Annotated in this window: 16 protein-coding genes; 7 read left to right on the forward strand and 9 right to left on the reverse strand. The window is 67.7% G+C overall.

The window, feature by feature from the left end:
- Nucleotides 1-98: 98 nt before the first annotated feature.
- The 5 genes from QFZ23_RS00075 to QFZ23_RS00095 are packed head-to-tail and all read right to left on the reverse strand — an operon-like array spanning nt 99 to nt 5,433.
- Complete coding sequence (locus tag QFZ23_RS00075) at nt 99-1,172, reverse strand: siderophore-interacting protein (RefSeq protein WP_373427828.1); 1,074 nt, start codon at nt 1,170-1,172, stop codon at nt 99-101.
- Entirely contained in the window at nt 1,169-1,996 is an 828-nt protein-coding gene (locus QFZ23_RS00080; RefSeq protein ID WP_306919942.1) for an ABC transporter ATP-binding protein, read from the reverse strand. Before QFZ23_RS00080 ends, QFZ23_RS00075 begins: the two co-directional genes overlap by 4 nt.
- Nucleotides 1,996-3,114: a FecCD family ABC transporter permease gene (locus QFZ23_RS00085; protein WP_373427916.1), complete on the reverse strand. Its 1,119-nt coding sequence runs from the start codon at nt 3,112-3,114 to the stop codon at nt 1,996-1,998. Before QFZ23_RS00085 ends, QFZ23_RS00080 begins: the two co-directional genes overlap by 1 nt.
- Nucleotides 3,115-3,167: 53 nt before the next feature.
- Entirely contained in the window at nt 3,168-4,277 is a 1,110-nt protein-coding gene (locus tag QFZ23_RS00090) for a FecCD family ABC transporter permease (RefSeq protein WP_306919944.1), read from the reverse strand.
- 25 nt (nt 4,278-4,302) lie between these two features.
- Nucleotides 4,303-5,433, reverse strand: coding sequence for an iron-siderophore ABC transporter substrate-binding protein (locus QFZ23_RS00095; RefSeq protein WP_373427829.1), 1,131 nt, complete (start codon nt 5,431-5,433; stop codon nt 4,303-4,305).
- Between the two features lie 207 nt (nt 5,434-5,640).
- On the opposite strand from QFZ23_RS00095, the gene QFZ23_RS00100 reads away from it, so the two are divergent.
- The 3 genes from QFZ23_RS00100 (at nt 5,641) to QFZ23_RS00110 (ending at nt 8,536) form a co-directional block, all read left to right on the forward strand.
- Entirely contained in the window at nt 5,641-7,632 is a 1,992-nt protein-coding gene (locus QFZ23_RS00100; protein WP_306919945.1) for an MFS transporter, read from the forward strand.
- A complete protein-coding gene (locus QFZ23_RS00105) occupies nt 7,629-8,192 on the forward strand; it encodes a TetR/AcrR family transcriptional regulator (protein WP_306919946.1) in 564 nt (187 codons plus the stop codon). The genes QFZ23_RS00100 and QFZ23_RS00105 overlap by 4 nt, the downstream gene beginning before the upstream one ends.
- Before the next feature lie 65 nt (nt 8,193-8,257).
- Nucleotides 8,258-8,536 carry an FBP domain-containing protein gene (locus QFZ23_RS00110; RefSeq protein WP_306919947.1) on the forward strand — a complete coding sequence of 93 codons (279 nt, stop codon included), beginning with the start codon at nt 8,258-8,260 and terminating at the stop codon, nt 8,534-8,536.
- Between the two features lie 359 nt (nt 8,537-8,895).
- Here the strand turns inward: QFZ23_RS00110 and QFZ23_RS00115 are convergent, their stop codons facing one another.
- From QFZ23_RS00115 to QFZ23_RS00125, 3 genes are read right to left on the reverse strand one after another with little or no spacing between them, the layout of a single operon-like run.
- Entirely contained in the window at nt 8,896-12,348 is a 3,453-nt protein-coding gene (locus QFZ23_RS00115; protein WP_306919948.1) for an ATP-binding protein, read from the reverse strand.
- Complete coding sequence (locus QFZ23_RS00120; protein ID WP_306919949.1) at nt 12,345-13,220, reverse strand: DUF4194 domain-containing protein; 876 nt, start codon at nt 13,218-13,220, stop codon at nt 12,345-12,347. The genes QFZ23_RS00115 and QFZ23_RS00120 overlap by 4 nt, the downstream gene beginning before the upstream one ends.
- 2 nt (nt 13,221-13,222) lie before the next feature.
- Complete coding sequence (locus QFZ23_RS00125) at nt 13,223-14,671, reverse strand: DUF3375 family protein (protein ID WP_306919950.1); 1,449 nt, start codon at nt 14,669-14,671, stop codon at nt 13,223-13,225.
- A 317-nt stretch (nt 14,672-14,988) separates the two neighbouring features.
- Between QFZ23_RS00125 and QFZ23_RS00130 the strand changes: the two genes are divergently transcribed.
- From QFZ23_RS00130 to QFZ23_RS00140, 3 genes are all read left to right on the forward strand, one after another.
- Nucleotides 14,989-15,291: a hypothetical protein gene (locus QFZ23_RS00130; RefSeq protein WP_306919951.1), complete on the forward strand. Its 303-nt coding sequence runs from the start codon at nt 14,989-14,991 to the stop codon at nt 15,289-15,291.
- A 163-nt stretch (nt 15,292-15,454) separates the two neighbouring features.
- Nucleotides 15,455-17,428, forward strand: a complete 1,974-nt coding sequence (locus QFZ23_RS00135; RefSeq protein WP_306926575.1) for an acyl-CoA dehydrogenase family protein — start codon at nt 15,455-15,457, stop codon at nt 17,426-17,428.
- 225 nt (nt 17,429-17,653) lie between these two features.
- Nucleotides 17,654-18,601, forward strand: a complete 948-nt coding sequence (locus QFZ23_RS00140) for a YrzE family protein (protein ID WP_306919952.1) — start codon at nt 17,654-17,656, stop codon at nt 18,599-18,601.
- Between the two features lie 34 nt (nt 18,602-18,635).
- Here the strand turns inward: QFZ23_RS00140 and QFZ23_RS00145 are convergent, their stop codons facing one another.
- Entirely contained in the window at nt 18,636-19,040 is a 405-nt protein-coding gene (locus QFZ23_RS00145; RefSeq protein WP_306919953.1) for a YchJ family protein, read from the reverse strand.
- Nucleotides 19,041-19,263: 223 nt separating this feature from the next.
- On the opposite strand from QFZ23_RS00145, the gene QFZ23_RS00150 reads away from it, so the two are divergent.
- Complete coding sequence (locus tag QFZ23_RS00150) at nt 19,264-20,022, forward strand: hypothetical protein (protein ID WP_306919954.1); 759 nt, start codon at nt 19,264-19,266, stop codon at nt 20,020-20,022.
- Nucleotides 20,023-20,118: the final 96 nt, after the last annotated feature.

Here is a 20,118-nt window from a genome sequence, read left to right on the forward strand (position 1 = left end):
GGTCAGGCGACGAAAGCTGAGGAAGCGTCCGGGGTCAGGCGACGAAAGCTGAGGAAGCGTCCGGGGTCAGGCGACGAAAGCTGAGGAAGCGTCCGGGGTCAGAGCTCGGCCTTTCCCTGCCGCCAGTAGCCCATGAAAGCCACCTGCTTCCGGTCGATCCCGACGTCGCGGACCAGGTAGCGCCGCATGTCCTTGATGACACCCGCCTCGCCGGCGATCCACGCGTAGAACGGCAGGGCACCCGCGGGCTTGTCGGGGTTCTTCGTGGCGCTGACCGCGGCGGTATCGAGGCGGGCAGGGGTTTCCCAGAGGATTTCCTGGTCAACGTTCACGTCGTCGGGCTCCGGGCCGGCGGCTTCGGCAGACTTGATGCCCACCCAGCCCGGCACGGGGACGGCCGCCCTGACCGCTTCCTGAAGGAGTTCGCCGTGCGGCCGGGACCTGCCGATCGAGGCGCCGCGTGCCAGCCAGGTGATTTCGACGTCGGCCGCCGTCTCCAGGTCCAGGAAGTCACCGGCCTCCGGAACCTCCAGGAACGCGTGCCCGGTCATGTAGTCCGGCAGGCTTTCGAGTACGGCGCTGATCGCGGGGACAGCCGTCTCATCGCCGGCCAGAAGCACACGCCCGGCTAGGCCCGGCCGCCATTCGATGCCCGAATACGTTTCCGCGGTGACGCAGTGCGCCGCCCGGTTGTTCGGCCCGATCAGGGTGAGGGCGTCGCCCGGCTTGGCCGTCAGCGCCCAGTTCGCCGCGGGACCGCCGTTGCCGTCGGCGTCGAAATGCATCACGAAGTCGACGTCGATCTCCGGGTACACGGCGTCCAGCCTGGCCTGCCGGACGGTATAGGTCCGCATGCAGCCGCGGGTGGCCGGATCCATGGCCAGCCACTCCTGGTACCAGCCGCTCTCCTCCATCCGGAACACCGGCAGCGGAAGCCGGCTGCCGTCCGGCGCCAACGACGGGATCATGAGTTTGATGCGCAGGTCCAGGCTGTCCCCGTGGACACCGAAGTTGCGCAGCGAGTAGCCGCCGAACGTCACGCGCCGGAAGTTCGGGCTCAGCTCCTGCATGGCCGAGACGGTGACATCAAACGCCAGGGTCATCGGCTCGGTGGCTAGGCCGGGACGGCCCGCGATGGAGGTGCGGGCTGAACTGTCCTGTACTGCGTTCATGAGGCCATCTCCAGGGTCGTGGTCCGAACTTTTGGGTCGGCGTGGTGCCTGCCGAGGGGGATGATCAGCGGGGTGCCGGACACCGGATCCGGGACCACCCGGGAGTCCAGTCCGAAGACATTCCGGACCAGTTCCTCCGTAATTACGCCGCTAGATGCGCCCTCGGCCACGATCTGACCGGCCTTCAGGGCGATGACATGGTCGGCGTAACGCGCCGCGAGGTTGAGGTCGTGCAGCACGATCGCCACGGTGGTGCCGCGCTGGCGGTTGAGGTCGGTGAGCAGGTCCAGCACCTCAACCTGGTGCGCCAGGTCAAGGTAGGTGGTGGGCTCGTCGAGCAGCAGCACGTCCGTTTCCTGGGCGAGCGCCATGGCGATCCACGCCCGCTGGCGCTGTCCGCCGGAGAGTTCATCGACATTCCGCCCGGCGAGCTCCAGCGTTTCGGTGGCTTCCAGCGCGCGCTGCACCGCGGCGTCGTCCTTCTCCGACCAGCTGCGGAAGAGGCCCTGGTGCGGGTACCGCCCGCGGCCCACCAGGTCACGGACGGTAATGCCGTCCGGCGCCGTCGGATGCTGCGGCAGCAGGCCGAGCGTGCGGGCCAGCTCGCGCGCCGGGCGCGAGTGGATGTCCTTGCCGTCGAGGGTGACCGTGCCGCCGGCAGGTTTCAGGAGCCGGGACAGGCCGCGCAGGAGCGTTGATTTTCCGCAGGCGTTGGCGCCCACGATCATGGTCACCCTGCCCTCGGGGATCTCCGCCGTGAGGTTTTCCACGACCCGGCGCTGCTCGTACTGCAGCGTGAGGTCCCGGGCTTGCAGAACAGCCATCAGGCATCCTTTCGGTTGGACGTGACCAGGAGCCACAGCAGGAACGGGGCACCGAGGGCGCCGGTGACGACGCCGACGGGCAGGACGGTGCCGTCCAGCAGCAGCGGGGCGATATTGGCGGCGAAGTAGTCCGCCACCAGGACGATCAGGGCGCCCACCAGGGCCGACGCAGGGAGGCTGGAGCGCCCGGTGAAGCGGCGCGCGATGGGGCCGGCCAGGAAGGCGACGAACGCCACCGGCCCGGCAGCTGCCGTCGCCACTGCGGCCAGCGCGACGGCGGTGAGCACCAGACCCAGCCGGGTGACACCCACACGGACACCGAGTCCCGCTGCGGCGTCGTCCCCCAATTCGAGGATGCGCAGCGGCGCGGCAAGCAGGGCCGCAACCGGAACCAGGACCATGAGGGTCAGGGCCAGCACGCCCGCACGGTCCCAGCTGGCGGAGTTGAGCGAGCCGTTGATCCAGATCAGCGCCTCCGCGGCGGTGCGGATGTCCGCCCGGGTCATGAGGAAACTGACCATGGCGTGCAGCGCGGCGGCAATACCGACGCCGGCGAGGATGAGGCGGCTACCGGCGGCATTCCCGCGGCTGCCGCTGCCGAGGCCCAGGGATCCGCTGCGGGAAATGCCGTAGATCAGTGCCGCCACGGCCATAGCACCGCCGAGAGCAGCGCCGGACACCGCAGCACCGGAGGCGCCGAAAACCACGATGGCCAGCACCGCGGCCGCGCTGGCGCCGTAGCTGATGCCGATCACGTCCGGGCTGGCCAGCGGATTGCGGAGCATGGTCTGGAACAGCGCGCCCGAGAGCCCGAAGGCCAGGCCGATCAGTGTGCCGATGACCGCCCGCGGCAGCTTGGCTTCCATCACGATGAAGCTGGCGCCGGGGATCTTCTCGCCGCCGGTGAAGTGGGCAGTGAGGATTTTGAAGAAGTCGGGGATGGTCACCGTGTAGCTGCCCAGCAGGATACTGGCGGCCAACAGAAGCACGACGCCGGCGGCCAGTACCGCCGTCCGGTTCAGCAGGCGGCGGTTTAGCACCGTCCGGTTCGAAGCGCGAACGGGCAGATAATGCCCTGTTTCCGGGGTTTGGAGGGCATTATCTGCCCGTTCGCGCATGGGGGTGGGGGCCCCAAGTGCCCGTTCGCGCATGGGGGTGGGCGGGTTCGGAGTCACAGGCCTGCCCCCTTGCCGCGGCGGACCAGCCAGACGAAGACCGGCGCGCCGATCAGGGCGGTCATGATGCCGGCCGGGACCTCGCCGGGAAGCAGGATCACGCGGCCCACGACGTCGGACACGAGCAGCAGCGCGGGTGCGAGCACGGCGGAAAACGGCAGGATCCAGCGGTAGTCGGGACCGGTCAGGGAGCGGACGGCGTGCGGGACAACGAGGCCCACGAACCCTATGGGGCCGGCGAGCGCCGTCGCCGACCCGCACAGCAGGACTATGCCCAGCGCGGTGACCGCCCGCGCCAGGCCGACGTTCTGGCCCAGGCCGCGGGCGACGTCGTCGCCGAGCGCCAGGCTGTTGAGGACCCTTCCGGCCAGGAGCACGATCAGTGCCCCCACGATGAGGAACGGCAGGCCGGGCAGCACCATGGACCAGTCGCGGCCCGCGATGCCGCCCACCTGCCAGAACCGGAAGCGGTCCCAGGTGTCCTGGCTGGAGACCAGGATGACGTTCATTAGGGAGAACAGCCCCGCGCTCATGGCGGCGCCCGCCAGGGCGAGCTTGACCGGCGTCGCGCCATCCCGGCCCATGGAGGCAATGAGGTACACAACGACGGCGGCAGCCGCCGCGCCGATGAAGGCGAACCAGATGTAGCCGGTCAGCGAGGAGATGCCGAAGACGTAGATTCCGGTGACCACGGCCAGGGCGGCGCCGGCGTTGACGCCGATGATGCCCGGGTCTGCCAGCGGGTTGCGTGCCACGCCCTGCATGGCGGCACCGGCCATGCCCAGCGCCGCACCGGCGAGCAGACCCAGGACGGTCCGCGGGATCCGGGCGTGCACCACGGCGTGGTCGCCGTCCGCCGGGTCGAACTGGGCCAGGGCCTGCCACACGGTGTCGAGGGACAGGCCCCGTGCGCCGACGGCAAGTGAGGCGCAACAGACAACAACCAGCACGACGACGGCGCCCAGCAGCCATGCGGTGCGCGGCCCGGAGACCCTGCGAGGAGGCTGGGCGCGAACGGACACTTGCGGCCCTACTGCTGCGGCCACAGGGGCCCCAAGTGTACGTTCGCGCTGGGCGGCGGGGGCCGGCGTCGTGCTCGGAGTCATGAGAAGTTGCCTACTGGACCTGGGTTTAGGCCGCGTCAGTGGCTTTATCCGCTGCGCTCGCCAGCTGCGGCAGGAACGTGTCCAGCGACCACGGCAGGCTCAGCGGCGAGGAGGCCGAGATGGACAGGGTGAGCGTGTTGTCCGAGTCCGCGACCATGGCGCCGTTCTTGATGGCCGGGATCTGGCCCAGCAGCGGATCCGCCTTGATGGAATCGGTGGTTTTGGAGTCCGGAACCCAGGTCACGAAAATGTCGGACTCGAGCTCGTTGGCCTTCTCCGCTGACCACTGGATGAAGAACTCCTTGGATCCTTTCGAGTTCTCCTCCACCACCGGGGCGAGCTTCATGCCGATCTCACTGAGGAAGCGCGGCCGGTTGTCGTTGGCGGTGTATACGTTCACGCCGTCGCTCTTGGCCGGCTCGAGGTTTCCGTAGATGAAGCTCTTGCCTGCGAGCTGCGGGTAGGCGGAGACCTTGTCCTTGATGGTGGCCTCGGTGTCGGCGATCAGCTTCGTGGCCTCGGCTTCCTTGCCCAGCGCCTTGCCGATGATGCTCGTGGAGTCCTGCCAGGAGGTGCCGTAGGCCAGCTCGGGATGCGCAACCACAGGCGCGATCTCGCTGAGCTTCTTGTAGTCCTCTTCCGTCAGGCCGGAGTAGGCGGCCAGGATGACGTCCGGGTTGAGCTTGGCGATTTCCGTGAAGTTGATGCCGTCGGCCTCAGAGAACTGGACCGGCGCCTTGTCCGAGCCAAAGCCCGCGCCGAGCTTCTCCAGCGCGGCGTCCTTCCAAGGTGTGGAGCCCTTGCCGTTGCCGCCCCACTCGTTCTTGGGCACGCCCACCGGAACCACGCCCAGTGCAATGGCAACGTCGTCGTTGACCCAGGAGACCGTGACAACGCGCTTGGGCTGGTCCTTGATGGTGGTTTCGCCAAAGACGTGCTTGATGGTCACCGGGAACTGTGCGCTGGCGGATGATGCAGCGCTGGCCCCCGAGGCGGTGGAGGCCGGCCCGGTGGAGCAGGCGGTCAGGGAAAGTGCCGCGGCGGCGAGGACGGCGGTGGCCTTGCCGGCGGTCCTGAGCAGGGAACGGCGCGTGGTGCCAACGGCGCCAGCGCCGCCGGCAACGGCCTCCCGGCCGGGGAAGAAGGGGGAAGTCACGGAACTCCTTAGGTGAATGAAGCGAACCTAAGTAAGGCTAGCCTACCCTTTCCGAGATTACGAAAGGTTTGTGTCACGTAATCGTTCCGAGTGGCCAGAATAACTGCCCGGCGCCTTGCCAGCCAACGGTGAACAGTGGTTCACTCGAAGGAGTAAACGCCCGTTCACCCTCTACACGGGACCTCTCCCCGCAAAGGCCTGCCGCACATGACAGCACCCCCCACCCCGAAACCGACCCGCAGCCCGTCCGCCATCACCACGGTCCTGGCGCTCAGCGGCACGCTTGTGGCGCTCATGCAGACCCTGGTGGTGCCGCTGCTGCCCGACTTTCCGCGGATTCTGTCGGTCACTCCTGACGACGCATCCTGGCTGGTGACAGCGACGCTCCTCGCCAGCGCCGTCGCCACCCCGATCGTGTCCCGCAGCGCCGACATGTACGGCAAGCGGAAGATGATGGTCATCTGCCTGGCCATCATGGTGGCCGGTTCGGTCATGGCTGCCCTGGGCGGGACCTTCCTGTGGCTGATTATCGGACGGGCGCTCCAAGGGTTCTCCGCATCACTGATCCCGGTGGGCATCAGCATCATGCGCGATGAACTGCCCAAGGAAAAGATGGGCTCCGCGGTGGCACTCATGAGCGCCACCCTGGGCATCGGCAGCGCCATGGGCCTGCCCCTGGCCGGCCTCCTCTATGAGAGCCTCGGCTGGACGTCGATCTTCTGGGTTTCCGCGGCCGCCGGCACGCTGCTGCTGCTGGCGGTTGTACTCGTGGTCCCGGAATCCAAGGTGCGCACTCCCGGCCGCTTCGACTACGCGGGCGCTCTTGTGCTCTCCGCCGCACTGGGATCGCTGCTGCTGGCCATTTCCAAGGGCGGCGCCTGGGGCTGGGGCTCGGAACCTGTGCTCCTGCTGTTCCTCGCGGCGGCGCTGCTGCTGGCCATCTGGATTCCCTACGAACTCAGGGTGGGCCAGCCCATGGTGGATCTTCGCACCACGGCGCGGCGGCCTGTCCTGATGACCAACCTCGCGTCGCTGCTGATCGGTTTCGCCATGTTCGCCAACATGCTCCTGACCACCCAGCAGCTTCAGCTCCCCCGCGCCACCGGCTACGGCTTTGAACTGAACGTCATCACCGCTGGCCTCTGCATGGTGCCGTCCGGACTGGCCATGGTGGTGTTCGCCCCGGTGTCCGGCGGCATCATCCGGCGCTTCGGGGGCAGGTCCGCCCTGATGACCGGCGCGGCCGTGATGATCGTGGGGTACGTGGGCCGGGTGTTCTTCTACGACTCCATCACGTGGGTGATCATCGGCTCCACGGTGGTGAGCGTCGGCACGGCCATCGCCTACGCCGCCATGCCAACGCTGATCATGGGTGCCGTCCCGATCACGGAGACCGCCTCCGCCAACGGTCTGAACAGCCTGGTCCGCTCCATTGGCACGTCGACGTCCAGCGCCGCCGTCGCCGCCGTGCTCACCTCTGTCACCATTCCGCTCGGCGCCGCCCGGCTGCCCTCGTTCGATGCCTTCAGGGATGTGTTCTGGATGGCCGCGCTGGCGTCCGCCGCCTCCGCCCTCGCCGCCATCTTCATTCCGCGCATCACCACCCACCGCCCCGCCGCGCCGGCGTCGGCAGAGCTGGTGGTGCAGGGGCGCGTCCTGGCACCAGACCACCGCCCGCTCACGCCCGCCGTCGTCACCGTCCTCCAGACGGAGGGCGAGCGGGTCGACTGGAGCCGCGTGGACACCGACGGCAACTATTCCGTGGCGCTGCCGGGCGCCGGGAAGTACCTGGTGGTGGCCAACGCGGCGGGCTGGGCGCCGATGGCCGAGGTCTTCGATTTCGACGGCCGCACGCTGAGGCAGAACTTCCTCCTGCACGAGCGGCTCGCAATCAGCGGCCGGGCGGCCATTGGCCGCGAGCCCGTGGCCGGCGCCGTGGTGACGCTGCTGCACGCCACCGGCGAGCATGTGGACACCGCCAGGACGGACGACGACGGCGTGTACACACTTCCGCTGCCCGCCACCGGACGCTACATAGTGACTATGCTTCATCCCGTGACTCATCAAGCCGTGGCGCGGAAGCTCGCCGTCGACAACCGGTCCGTGACCGTGGACCTTACAGCCGAACACCTTCCCGAAGGGACCGGCGCCGGACAGACCAGCGCAGAACGGACCGGCGGGGAGCCGGTGCGAGCATGAGCAGCCCCAGCCAGGAGTCCATCCTCACCGCAGCCGGGCGGCTGTTCGGCGAACGGGGCTACCGGGCGGTGACGGTCCGCGACATCGCTGCGGAGGCCGGGGTTTCGGCTGCCCTGGTGATGAAACTGTTCATCTCCAAGGCCAAGCTGTTCGCGGCGGTGCAGCCGGATGAGTCGCTGCTCACCGAACTGACCGTCCCGCCATCCGAACTCGGCGGCGCCCTGGTCTTCCGGGTGCTGATGCGGCGGGAACGGGGCATGCAGGAACCCTGGGCCATCATTCCGATCAATGTTCACGATGCCCCGGACCCAGACGCGGCACGGAACGAATTGCGCGAACGCTACCTCGGCAGCATCGCAAAGCTGATCGGGGATGCGACGCCGGACCGCCGCTATGCCTCGACGGTCACCGCGCTGATGACAGGGTTTGGCGAAACCGTGCGGACCCTCGGACTCTTCGACGGCTGGGACTTTGACGAGCTGGTGGCCTACTACGGCGGGATTGTCCAGGCCCAGATCGACGCCTGCACGGCCGCACATCCCTCCCCGCCCGTCCCCTAACCTCGCAAGCTCGGCCAAGGAACCCGGCGGTCGTGGCCCCGGCAACACTTCCCGATGGATCTCCCATGCAAGAAATCACCGCCCAACAGGTACGCTCCTCGTTCATCAACGCCAGCCGCTCGGAGGCCGCCAAGCTCTGGGTGGCCAAACGGGCCGGGCAGTCCGGCCGTGACGGCAACACGGCGGGCACGCTTATCTGTGCGGACTTCCTGTGCTGCGGAAACGTGCGGGTGGAGCCGCCCGCCAACGAGATCAACCCGAACCCGGCCGCCGTCGTCGTGCGCCAGATCGACGGGCTGCTGGCGCGGACCGGCCAGTTCCTGGACCGGGTCCGCGGCCGGTAGTGGACAGCTCAACCGGCGATGTCCTAGCTGTACGAGATGCTCAGCAGCAGCGCCTTGAGGGCCTGCCCCTCGGTGCCCGCCAGCCAGGACTTGGCCGCGGCGTCATTGGCGAAGGGCTTCTCGATGAACTGCACGTCCGCCACGATCACACCGTCCCTGGCGCGGATGATGCCGTCGAGCGCGGAGCCCTGTCCTGGCTTGGGGGCCCTGCCGCCAGGTGCATGCGGTAGGTCGCATTGCTGTCATCCGGTCCACGTAGAACGCGTACTGGCGGCCGGCGCGGGCTGCGCCGCGAGGCCCCACCAGGGCCAGCGCAATAAATCCATCGATTTGTTATAGACCGGGAGAAGCGTTCCGGACTAGCGCAGCACGATATCCACGGGATTGGCCTCGGACCGCCACTGCCCTTCTGTTCCCGGTTTCGGGGTGATAACGGGAGCAGTGAGCACGCCGGAGCGGTTGGTGCGCCTGTCCCGCAGGATCTCGGTGACCGAGCCCAGGTGCCGGGACAGGTCTATGACGTTCTCTGGTGCCGCAAGTAGCAGCTGGAAGCCAAACTCATGCAGCGCCTTGATGCCGGCGCCGGCGAATTCCTCGGAAGCCAGCACGAACGCCTCGTCCATCATCACCGTGCCGTACGTGGTGAAGCCCTGCTCGGCGATGCCCAGCTGGTAGCTCAGCGCCGCCGCCATGATGAACGCGGTGAACCGCTGGCGTTCACCGCCGGACATGGAGCCGGTGTCTGCGTGCATGAACACTTCCGTGCGCTTGCCACCCTTCTTCCCGGGGGCGTCCACCTCGCGGTGCTCCTTGCACTGGATGAACAGGTGGCCGCGCACATCCAGCACCTCGGCCCGCCAGCGCCGGTCCTCGGGAGTCTGCGACCCCAGCCGCTTCACCAGCGTCTCCAGCGACTTGTAGCGGGCGGTCAGTTCGGCGTCGTCATTCTGGCCCGCGTGAGCGGTTTCAGTCTTGCCATGCCGTGTGTGGCGGGTCTTCAGCGCGTTCTGGATGGCGTCCTTGAACTGCTTGGCCGTGGCCGGCAGGGTCTGCTTGATGTCGAGTTCCAGGTAGCTGCCTTCGTGGAAATTCACCTCGGACAGGATGCCGTTCAGCGGCAGGATCCTGCTGGTGATGGAACGGCGCTCCTCATCCAGCAGGTGGAGCAGGGTGCTGAACGACTCGTGCGTGCGCTGGTTGAAGAACTGCCGGAACTCGGCCTCCTGCGCGGGAAGCCCATCATTGATGATCGCGTGATACCGGGCCTCGAACTCGCCGACGGCGCCGATGGACGTGCCATGGTCGGCCGAAATGGCGGTGCCCCAGTCGCGGACGAAGCCTTCGAAGATCCGCGTGAGCCGCTCCGACGTGGCCTGGGCGCGGGACTCTGCACCGTGCAGTTCGCCGAGAAGCTGGGTCCGCACCCGGCCGGCGAGGTTGTCCAGTTCATGCATTTCCGTGACGTCGCCGAATTCGGCGAAGTAGGGCGCCAGTGCTGCGGTGGTGGAGTCCGACGGCGGGGCTTGGTTCAGGCGGGTGCGTCCGGCTTCCAGCAGTGAATCGGAGGCGGTGAGCTGCTGGTCCAATGCCTTGTATTCGCTCTGCAGCACCGCGGCGGCCTCCGTGCTGGACTGGTGCTTCTGGCGCGCCGCTTCAATGTTGGCGCGAAGCGGTTCGAGGTCAGCCTGGGCGGCGAGGGCGTCCTTGAGCCGCTGTTCAATCCTGCTGAGCTCGTCTGCAGCAACCGCTGCAGAGACCTGTTCCCACGGGCGGTGGTCCTCGGCCACCCGGCCGAGGGCCTCGAGCTGCCGTGACAGGCCCTGGTGTGATTCCTCGCGGCTTTGCGCCAGCTGCGCCGCCTTGGCCAGTTCCTGGCGCAGGTCTTCCACCTGCCCTGCCACGAGCTCCAGTTTGGAGGCGTTGTCGAACCCGAGGACGTAATCCTGGCGGCTGGTGAAGCGGTCGTCCTTCTCCACGGTGTGCCGGTTGCGTTTGACCACGCCGCCCAGGCTCAGGCCCCTGTCCAGGGCCGCCAGTTCGTCGGGGTTGTCCACGCACGGGTACGCGAAGTCGAGGGCGATCCGCTCACGGATCCACACTCCGGCTTCCGCATTTGTCCCGGTGGTGAGGATGTCCAGCTTGGTCAGCAGGTCGCCGTCGGCCACGTCCTCCACCGCGAGCGCCGCTCCGGCGAGCGGCTTGGAGACGTCCACCGCGCGCAAAGCGCCGCGCACCGTGTGGCCGTTCAGATAGCGGGTGACCGCGGCGAAGTGCTCGCCCGGAACAAGCAGGGTGGTGGCCAGGTTCCGCAGGGCACGTTCAGCTGCGGGCCGCCACTGCTCCTGGCCTTCGGCCAGGTCGATCAGCTCGCCGCCGAACGGCATCTGTTCTTCGGGGACGCCGGTGGCGGCCGCAATCGCCGCCCGGTTTTCAATGCTCGACGGCGGCAGCAGGGACTTGCGCGTTTTCAGCGACACAAGCTCCTGCTCCGCCGCGGCAAGCTCGCGCTTCTTCGTGGCATGGGCGTCGAAGGCCTCGAAACGGAGCTCCTGCAGGGCCGCGGAGTCATCCTTCAGCTCGGCCGAGCGGGTGGCCGCCTGTTCGTGCGCCTGCTCCCAGCCCTCAGCCGTCCACTCCAGATCCAGGCCGGCGTCCGTCAGCGCCTGCCGGGCCGCCTCTTCCACCTGCTGTCGGAGCTTCAGCCCTACCCGGGCGTTCTCGAGGGACTGCTCGATCGAGGAGATGGCGTTGCCGCCCTGGCTGTTGTACTCCGTCTCAAGCTGCCGGAGCTCCTTGGCCAGCCCGTCCCGCACGCCGCGTTCCGCTGCGAGCTCCCTCGCCTTCGCCTGGGCGAGCGCCTTGAAGCGGGCCAGCGTTTTCTCGTGCACGGTGACGGCAAGCTGCTGCCGGTAGGCCTCAAACTCCTCGCCCGCGAGCTCGCGGAGCCGGTTCGCGTCCAGCAGCGACTGGGCGTACTCCCTGTTCAGGCCCGGAACCGGGGCCAGCTGGTCGCGCTGCTGCCGGACGTCCTCCAGGCGCTGCCGGATGGACATGAGGTTGCTGAATTCCTCGACGACGTCGTCGGCCGCGGCCAGGGTGGCCGGGGCGTCCAGCACCTGGTCGCGGAAGAATGTGTTCACGCTGCCGCCGAGGCCCTTTCCGGCCTGGATGACACGGAGCAAGGGCAGCGCCTGGTCTGAGTTGATGCCCAGGAGCCGCCGGAACCGCTCCGCGAATGCCTTGTGGACGTCAAAGACCTGGGCGTCGGGGAAGATGCTCTCCAGCGCGGCCCTGGTGAAGCGCTTCTCGGCGATGTCCTCGATCGCGGCGAGGTCCAGCGGCCTGTTGTCAATCAGGTAGTACCGGCCGACGCTCGACTCCGTGCCGTTCTTGGGCAGGTCAAACAGCGCCGACACGGTCACCTTGGTGCCCGCCGCGTTGTCGAACGTCAGGGCTACGGCGGACCAGGTGGCACCGGGACGCTGGAACGCGCTGGCCGAGCCCTCCCCGACGGCTTTGTCCCCCACCTTGCCGCGCATGTACGTGAACGTGGTCCGTTTGTCCTCCATGGCGCCCGAGCGCTGCGCGGCGGCCTCGTTGGAGCGCGGCCGCGCGTCGAACACCCGCAGCATGGCGTCGAACAGCGTCGACTTGCCCACGCCCGAGTTGCCGGTCAGCAGGGTGCCGTTGCGGTCCACGTGCATCGTGTGCGCGCCGTGGAAGGTGCCCCAGTTGACCACCTGCACCAGCGCCAGGCGCATCTGGCCAGGGTTGACGACCTCGCCCAGCGGAAGCATGCTCGCAATGCTCACTTGGAGGCCTCCGCTTCGCTGGCCGCCTTCGACTCCGCAGCCCCGTCACCTTGGGCCTCATCGTCGGTGTCTTCCGCCGGGTCCGCCGTGTCTGCCTCGAGCTCAAGTAGGGGTTCTGTGCCTGACGGGTCTGCCGTGGCTGCCATTAGGGCTTCGATTTGGGCGGGAATGTCGCCTATGTTGTCGAAGGGGAGGGCCAGGGGCAGGGCGTTGGAGATGGTGTAGACGTCGTCCAGGCCGGTGGTGAGCAGGAGCTGGCGGGCGAGGAGCTTGGTAATCGCGCGGTTCACCACGTCCGAGTCGCGCAGGGCGTCCTGCTGGCCGGCCGGCTGGTAGTGCGCCACGAGTTCGGCGATTTCTTCGCGGGTGATGGTGGGGTCCGTCTGCGCGGTGACGTGGCGGTCCAGCAGGAGCCGCAGGCGCAGCAGCACGATGGTTTCCACCCGGCTCAGGGCACGCTGCTGGCGCAGGATGCTGGAGCGGGCGCTGCCACCGATCGCGTCGGGGTCAACGGGACGCAGCACCGCGATCTTGCGCTCGTGGTCCAGCTGCAGCGTAAGGAACAGCTCGGAGAGCCGGCTGCGCAGGATCAGCTGGTTGTCCAGCAGTGTTGTCCAGAGTTTCTCGTCCCGGCCGCCGTCGACGTATGGGCCTTTCAGCAGCTTCACGAGGGCTTGGCGGACCTTCATGGGCAGCACGCCGGTATCACCGGGGAAGAGGGCGGCACCGTCCACAAAGGTGTCGCGGGGGCCGACGCCGCTGCTCCCCACCTGCCCCCTAACCTCGCAAGCTCGGTCAGGGAACCCGGCAGGCGTGGCCCCAGGCGCAACCGGCGGTGTCGCGGAGTCTGCCGTCGTCATCTCTTCAGTCATCGCTAATCCTTCTTGAGCGTTACCACCGGCAGGTACGCCTTGCGGGTGGTGCCGTCTATCTGTTCGAAGTCGAGGGCCTCCCACGCCAGCTGGTCAAAGCCGGCGCCGGTGTGGAGTGCGTGCGAGAGGAGCGCCCGGATGGAGTTGATGTGCTGTTCCCCGGGCGGAAGCTGCTCCCACGCCTCCGCGAGGGTGGAGGCCCCCGCAGCCGCGGCGCGGATCGCCTCGGGCCTGGCCTTGGCGGTCCGGGGCGGGCGGACCCGGTCCGAGTCGCTGAACGCGATGGGGTCGGCGAGCTTGGGCGGGGCGGCAAACTCGTCCGGATTGAAGAGCTTGACCATGGCCAGGGATTCGAAACCGGCGTTGAAGAGCACCGGACCGTGGACCAGGCCCGGCCGTTCGCGCTCGTAGGGCAGGGACCGGATGGCCTGTTCCGCCTCGCGCAGCACCTTGCGGAGCCGGACCGACTGGCGGAAGTCGTCGCTCTGGACGTAGGTGTTCAGGCTCTCGCTGAGCTTGCCGTAGATGCGCTGGATCTGGCTGTGCTGCTGCCGAAGTTCGGCCACCAGGTTTTTCAGGGTCTCGCGGTCTTCCGGCGACAGGTCGTCCGCGAACTGGCGGCTGAGGACTTCACCGATCGCGGAGCGAAAGCGCAGCTGCTGCTGCGGGTCCTCGAGGAAGGCGGTGAAGGAACGGAACGTCCTGCCCTCCGGACTCTGGCGCAGCCGCTTGTCCGCCTCAAGAACCTGCGCCATCGTGGCGCCCTTGGTCAGGGATTCCTCGATGATCTGGTTCCGGAGCTCGCCCACGAGCTCCTCGATGCGGTCACGCATCTTCTTGTAGTCCGCGGGCAGGCTGGCGGCGAGGTCCAGGATGTTGCCGGCGGCTTCCACAGCCTGGTCGTCGTCGAGCAGGCCGTCGAAGTCACCGGAGCTGATGTCCTCGATCAGCTGCTGCCGCTCCTCGATCTCCTCCTCCAGCGCTTCCAGCCGTGCGCTCTGGTCCGGGTTGGTCTCGTTGGCGAGCTTCTCCACGTCACCCAGGAGAGTGCCTAGCCGGGAGCCGTTAAGCGTGGACCTTTCGCTGGAGAGGCTGTCCAGGAACGCCAGCACGCGGGCGGCCGCCTCCGTGACCTCGTAAACGATCTGTCCCGACTGGTTCCTGCGCGTCAGGAACTGCTTGCGGGTCCACTCGTCGCCGAAGGACTTCCCGTTGGCATGCCCGCCCAGCCCCGGGTCCCGGCGGCGCAACTGCTCAAGGAAGGAGTCGACGTCGGCGTGGAATTCTTCCAGCGGAAGCTGCGGCCGGGTGCGGGTAAAGGACGCCTGCAGGACCGCGATTACCCACGGGGCGGAACGGGTGAGGGCCCATGCCGGCCCTTGGGTGAGGAGCTCAAGGTCCCTGAGCCTGGCGCTGATCGCATCAGCGGAGGACGTGGCGGACCGGGGCACACACTCTCCTTCAGCAACTTGGGGGATGGTCTGGGCAGCGGAAACCCGAAAACTGCCAACTACAAGGTTAACGCAGAGCCACAGGCCGGCCCGCGCCGCGATCCCGGGAGAACCCCTAAACGGACGCGGTTGCCCGAAAGGCAACGTTACGGGTGTGACAGATGAGGTTTTCGCAATCAGTCTGTGACCTACGCAAGAGTATTGTCTCGATCCCGTATCAAGGCGGCCACAAGGTGGCCGAGACGCTGGAGGAAGCTTCGCTCCTGGCCCTAGTCTCGAGCTACTGATCCATCCGCAGCAACGGCGCAGGGGGAAGCATGGAGTTCGACTTGAGTGCAGTGGAGACAGCCACCTTGGTGTTCATTGGAACGCTGATGTTTGCCCTGGTGCTTGTCTTGTTCGTGGCGGTGGCGGCATTCGCCGCACTCGTCCTGGTAGGCGTGGGGAGGCTGGCCTGGCTGGTCATTGCCGCGGCGCTGCTCCGGACCGTCCACGCGATCAACCACGTCTGGGACAGCCTGGTACACCACGCCTCTGCGGTCGAGTTTCCGGCGGAGTTTCAGGGGCAGCCGTCCCCTAGCACCGGAACCTACCCGCGGGTAGCATTGAGGGACAGCTGAAGGGTTCTCCACCCGCGGCGGACCCAGGGCTTTGAGCCGGTCATCCGGTTAGAGGAGATGCCCCGTGAGCTCCGCCACTGAGAGCCAGGCGACTGAACGCCCGGCCACTGACAGCACGGCAGCAGGCACCACGGCTGCGGACGGCACTGGTGCCGTCCCGCCCGTGGACAGTCCCGCGTCCCAAACGCCCGTCGCTCCAGAGAAGATCGGCGCGGGCGCGTCCGCCGAGGACGCCCGCGCCATTGCCGAAGCAGCACGCGAAACCGAGTGGGCCAGGCCCAGCTTCGCCAAGGGCCTGTACCTCGGCAGCTTTGACCTGGGCCTCATCCATCCCTGGCCCGCCGCCAAACCCGATGACGTGGAACGCGGCGAGGCCTTCATGGCACAGCTGACGGAGTTCTGCCGCACCATGTCCGGCCGGACCATCGAACGCGACGCGAAAATTCCCGACGAATACCTCCGCGGCCTGGCAGAGCTGGGCGTGTTCGGCATGAAGATTCCACAGGAGTACCGCGGCCTGGGCCTGTCCCTGGTCTATTACGGCCGCGCGCTGGCCCTGCTCGGATCTGTGCACCCGAGCCTGGGGGCCCTGCTCTCCGCCCACCAGTCCATCGGTGTGCCGGAACCGGTGAAGGTGTTCGGCACACCCGAGCAGAAACGCAAGTACCTGCCGCGCTGCGCGGACGGGGCGGTCACGGCATTCCTGCTGACCGAGCCCGACGTCGGCAGCGACCCCGCCCGGATGGGCAGCACCGCTGTTCCCAGTGCCGACGGCGAGTCGTACGTTCTGGACGGCGTCAAACTCTGGACCACCAACGGCGTGATCGCCGAGCTCGTGGTGGTGATGGCCGTGGTGCCGCAGCACACCGATGCGGGCGGCGCCGTCCACAAGGGCGGCATTACCGCCTTCGTCGTGGAAATGGACTCCCCCGGAATCACGGTGGAGAACCGCAACACCTTCATGGGGCTGCGCGGCATCGAGAACGGCGTGACCAGGTTCCACCAGGTCCGCGTGCCCGCCGCCAATCGGCTGGGCCGTGAAGGCCAGGGCCTGAAGATTGCGCTCACTACACTGAACACCGGCAGGCTTTCGCTGCCAGCGCTGTGCGTGGCGACCGGCCGCTGGAGCCTCAAGATCGCCCGGGAATGGGCCAACGCCCGCACACAGTGGGGCCGCCCGATAGGTAAGCACGAAGCCGTGAGCAAGAAGATAGCGTTCATCGCAGCAACTGCATTCGCCCTGGACGCCGTGTTCGAGCTGTCCGCGGAGATGGCCGATGCCGGGCAAAAGGACGTCCGCATCGAGGCGGCACTGGCCAAACTGTGGTCCACCGAGATCAGCTACCGGATCGCGGACGAACTTGTGCAGATTCGCGGCGGCCGCGGCTTTGAGACGGCCGACTCGCTTGAGGCCCGCGGCGAGCGTGCCGTCCCCGCGGAGCAGCAGCTGCGCGACCTGCGGATCAACCGCATCTTCGAGGGATCGTCCGAGATCATGCGGCTGCTGATAGCCCGCGAGGCCGTGGACGCGCACCTCGCCGCCGCCGGGGACCTGGCCTCCGCGGAGGCGAGCCTTTCGGACAAGGCGCGGGCAGCCGTCGGCGCCTCCGGCTTCTACGCAAAATGGCTGCCCAAACTGGTGGCGGGCCCGGGCATGGATCCGCGCTCCTACAGTGATTTCGGGCGGCTGGCCAAGCACCTCCGCTTCGTGGAGCGGTCCTCGCGCCGGCTCGCCCGCCAGACCTTCTACGGCATGGGCCGCTGGCAGGCCCGCCTTGAGCACAAACAGGCGTTCCTGGGCCGGATCGTGGACATCGGTGCCGAACTGTTCGCCATGGCCGCCAGCTGCTCCCGCGCCGAGATGCTGCTCCGCACAGCACCCGAACGCGGCGCCACCGCGTTTGAACTGGCCGACGCCTTCTGCGAGCAGGCACGCGTCCGGGTGGACGAGTACTTCGACCAGCTGTGGCGGAACACCGACGACGGCGACCGCGACGTGGCGCGCAAGGTGCTGGCCGGCAACTACACGTGGCTGGAGGCCGGTGTGCTGGACCAGTCCGAAGGGACCGGTCCCTGGATCGCCGATGCCTCCGCCCGCGAGTCGACCAAGGAGAACCTGCACCGCGCCTACCGCTGACCGCGCCCGTCACAAGACGCTACGCACGGGGCACCCAGGCACCCGACCTGACCTCCACGCCGCCCCTGACAAGGGAAGACGCGCCACACCAAGATACTAAGCATCCTTGCTAATGCCCATTGAACGGAGTTAGCTAGAAAGTGAGGCCGGCGCCTTGGCCTCGGCATTGCGTTGCCCGGCTTAGGCCCCTGAGCCCGGGTCCGTTCAATGAAAGCGAGTAACCTGATGAGCAGCCCAATCGGCTCCGGGGACAGACGCCCCCGGCGCATTTCCTCTGAATCAGGCACGTCCGAAACCGGCAGGTCCGAACACAACAGGCCTGAACACAGCGCGGCAGAGCCCTACCCTGCCACCTACAGCTCCGCGGATCGCAGTTCGGCAGACGCGCCCACGGAAGCTACTCCTGTCTACGATGCCACCCAGACCCGGCGTTCGGACCATCCCGGCGTCACCAGCACCGGCGCCACGACGGACACGCACACCCGGGCACTCAACACCACGGACACGCCATACGCCGAGCGCGACTACACCCCCGGCAATGAACCGGACGGCCGCCCGGACACAGCACGGCCCGACGACCCGGCCTTTGCCACCCGGGAGATGGCAGCGGCCCGCCAAAAGGAGGCGTTCGGCGGCATGAAGATCGGCTCGGCGTTCTTTGGCTGGCTGGCCGCCACGGGCATGGCTGTGCTGTTGACCGCCCTGGTCGCCGCGGCCGGGACTGCCGTGGGACTTGCCACGAACACCGACGTGAACGCCGCCGTGGGCCGGGCTGCCTCGAACCAGACAGTGGGAATCGCGGGCATCATCGTCCTGCTGGTCATCCTCTTCGCTTCCTACTACAGCGGAGGCTACGTCGCCGGCAGGATGGCCCGGTTCAATGGCGCGAAGCAGGGGTTCATGGTGTGGATCTGGGCCCTGATCGCCGCTGTGCTGGTGGCCGTGCTCGGCATGATCGCCGGCGAGCAGTTCAATATCCTGGCGCAGCTGAACAGCTTCCCCCGGATTCCGGTCAACGAGGGCCAGGTGACCACCACCGGCATCATTGCCGCCGTCGTGGTCGCCCTGGTGGCGCTGGTTGGTGCCGTACTGGGCGGCATGGCCGGCATGCACTTCCACCGCAAGGTGGACCGCGCCGGCTTCACTCCCACGGCGGATTATGAGGAGCACTGAATAGGAGGACCGCTGACCGGCTGCCGGTCATTTCCTACCGGTAATGCGCGACGGCGTCCACGTAGTACCAGCGCCGGTCCACCCTGAGGAAGCGGCTCGTTTCATGGTGGACGCCCCGCTCGCCGTCCTGACGGAAGTGCGCCTTGAATTCCACGACGCCTTCGGTATCGAGCGGGCCGCCCCGCTCGACGGACACAATGTCCAGCCGCCGCCACTCCAGGCCCGGCTCGAACTCCAGCTCCGCGGGCCGTGTGCTGGAGTGCCATGTTTTCAGCAGGTAGCCGGCATCCAGCAGGACGAAGGCAGAGTAGCGGGAACGCATCAGCTGCTCGGCGGTGGCTGCCTCTGCAGCGCCGCTGTGGAACCGGCCGCAGCAGTCGGCGTAATGCTCGCCGGAAAGGCACGGGCAATTACCGGTAAAGGGTTCTGGCTCGGTCATGGCATCCCTGGGAACGTGGTGGGTCGCTTGCTGAATCAGACTATAGGCGGCTTGATACGGCCGGGTCCTATAACAGCTTTGAAACAACAGTTGCCGGTACTTGCCATGAGGGCATGTCGGCAGTAAATAGTCCGTATGGTGGTTAGGGGCTGATTTCCGGCGTAATCACCGGGCTCGATCACGTCGGTGACGGGCCGGGCGCGCCGATGGTAAGGAGGGTGAAGTGGAAGATCCGACAACGATTGCACTGAACCTGACCTTTTTTGGCACCCTGGGTGTTGCCTTCCTGATGTTCATCGGCCTGTGCATCAGTGTCATGCTCACGCTGGTGATTGCGGGGCTGGGACGCCTTGTGGCGTTGATCGTGATGGCGCTGTTCGGCCGCCTCCCCAGGAACGAGACCGTCGAGATCGTGCGGCTCGCTGCTGACGGAAGCCCGCTGCCCGCGGACGCAGAAGTGGTGCCGGCAAAAGCCAAGGCCAAAAAAGCCGCCAAGGCCCCCCGGCCGGTCCGCGAGCCCCGCGCACCGATCGACTGGAAGAAACTGCGGACCCGCGCCGGCCTTCAGGAGGCGCTCCGCAGCGCCGTCGTCCACCATCCCCTGGTGACTGCCGCCCGTCCGGTGCCGCCCGTCCTCGCGAAGGACTGGGCCGACGCCGTAGCTGCCGCCGACGCCCGCGCAGTGGCGCGTGCCCGGGCCGCCGCGCCGGAAGTCAAGGTCACCGTGCGGGACCTGCCGCCGCCCGACGTCGCCGCGGCCAGCGTGACCGAGGTGGCTCCGCTCGTGGAGTCGGCCCTGCGCCACGATGCCGTTCCGGCCGACCCTGCCAGCAAGGGCGAAACCGTCCGGTCCGCCTTGGCGCTGTCCGCCCAGCCGCCACGGCCTGCGCGGAAACCGGCCATAGCCGGACATGTCACCGTCCTGGACACCGGTTCCATGACGTCGCTGGCGCAGCACCCGGACGCCCGCAGCCGCGCCTGACCGGCTGGTTCCATGCCGGTCAGGCGCCGGCAGCGGGCCAGTCACGAGGCGGGCAGCGAGATAGGCCGCCAACATCCCTTACCCTGAGCAACCATG

Origin of the sequence: Arthrobacter globiformis (genome assembly GCF_030818015.1) — a bacterium.
Classification (GTDB): Bacteria; Actinomycetota; Actinomycetes; order Actinomycetales; family Micrococcaceae; genus Arthrobacter; species Arthrobacter globiformis_C.

Excerpts from the sequence above, each read along its gene's own strand:
- QFZ23_RS00075 (WP_373427828.1), bottom strand. The coding sequence starts at position 1,172 with ATGAACGCAGTACAGGACAGTTCAGCCCGCACCTCCATCGCGGGCCGT.
- QFZ23_RS00080 (WP_306919942.1), bottom strand. The coding sequence starts at position 1,996 with ATGGCTGTTCTGCAAGCCCGGGACCTCACGCTGCAGTACGAGCAGCGC.
- QFZ23_RS00085 (WP_373427916.1), bottom strand. The coding sequence starts at position 3,114 with ATGCGCGAACGGGCAGATAATGCCCTCCAAACCCCGGAAACAGGGCAT.
- QFZ23_RS00090 (WP_306919944.1), bottom strand. The coding sequence starts at position 4,277 with ATGACTCCGAGCACGACGCCGGCCCCCGCCGCCCAGCGCGAACGTACA.
- QFZ23_RS00100 (WP_306919945.1), top strand. The coding sequence starts at position 5,641 with ATGACAGCACCCCCCACCCCGAAACCGACCCGCAGCCCGTCCGCCATC.
- QFZ23_RS00105 (WP_306919946.1), top strand. The coding sequence starts at position 7,629 with ATGAGCAGCCCCAGCCAGGAGTCCATCCTCACCGCAGCCGGGCGGCTG.
- QFZ23_RS00110 (WP_306919947.1), top strand. The coding sequence starts at position 8,258 with ATGCAAGAAATCACCGCCCAACAGGTACGCTCCTCGTTCATCAACGCC.
- QFZ23_RS00120 (WP_306919949.1), bottom strand. The coding sequence starts at position 13,220 with ATGACTGAAGAGATGACGACGGCAGACTCCGCGACACCGCCGGTTGCG.
- QFZ23_RS00130 (WP_306919951.1), top strand. The coding sequence starts at position 14,989 with ATGGAGTTCGACTTGAGTGCAGTGGAGACAGCCACCTTGGTGTTCATT.
- QFZ23_RS00140 (WP_306919952.1), top strand. The coding sequence starts at position 17,654 with ATGAGCAGCCCAATCGGCTCCGGGGACAGACGCCCCCGGCGCATTTCC.
- QFZ23_RS00145 (WP_306919953.1), bottom strand. The coding sequence starts at position 19,040 with ATGACCGAGCCAGAACCCTTTACCGGTAATTGCCCGTGCCTTTCCGGC.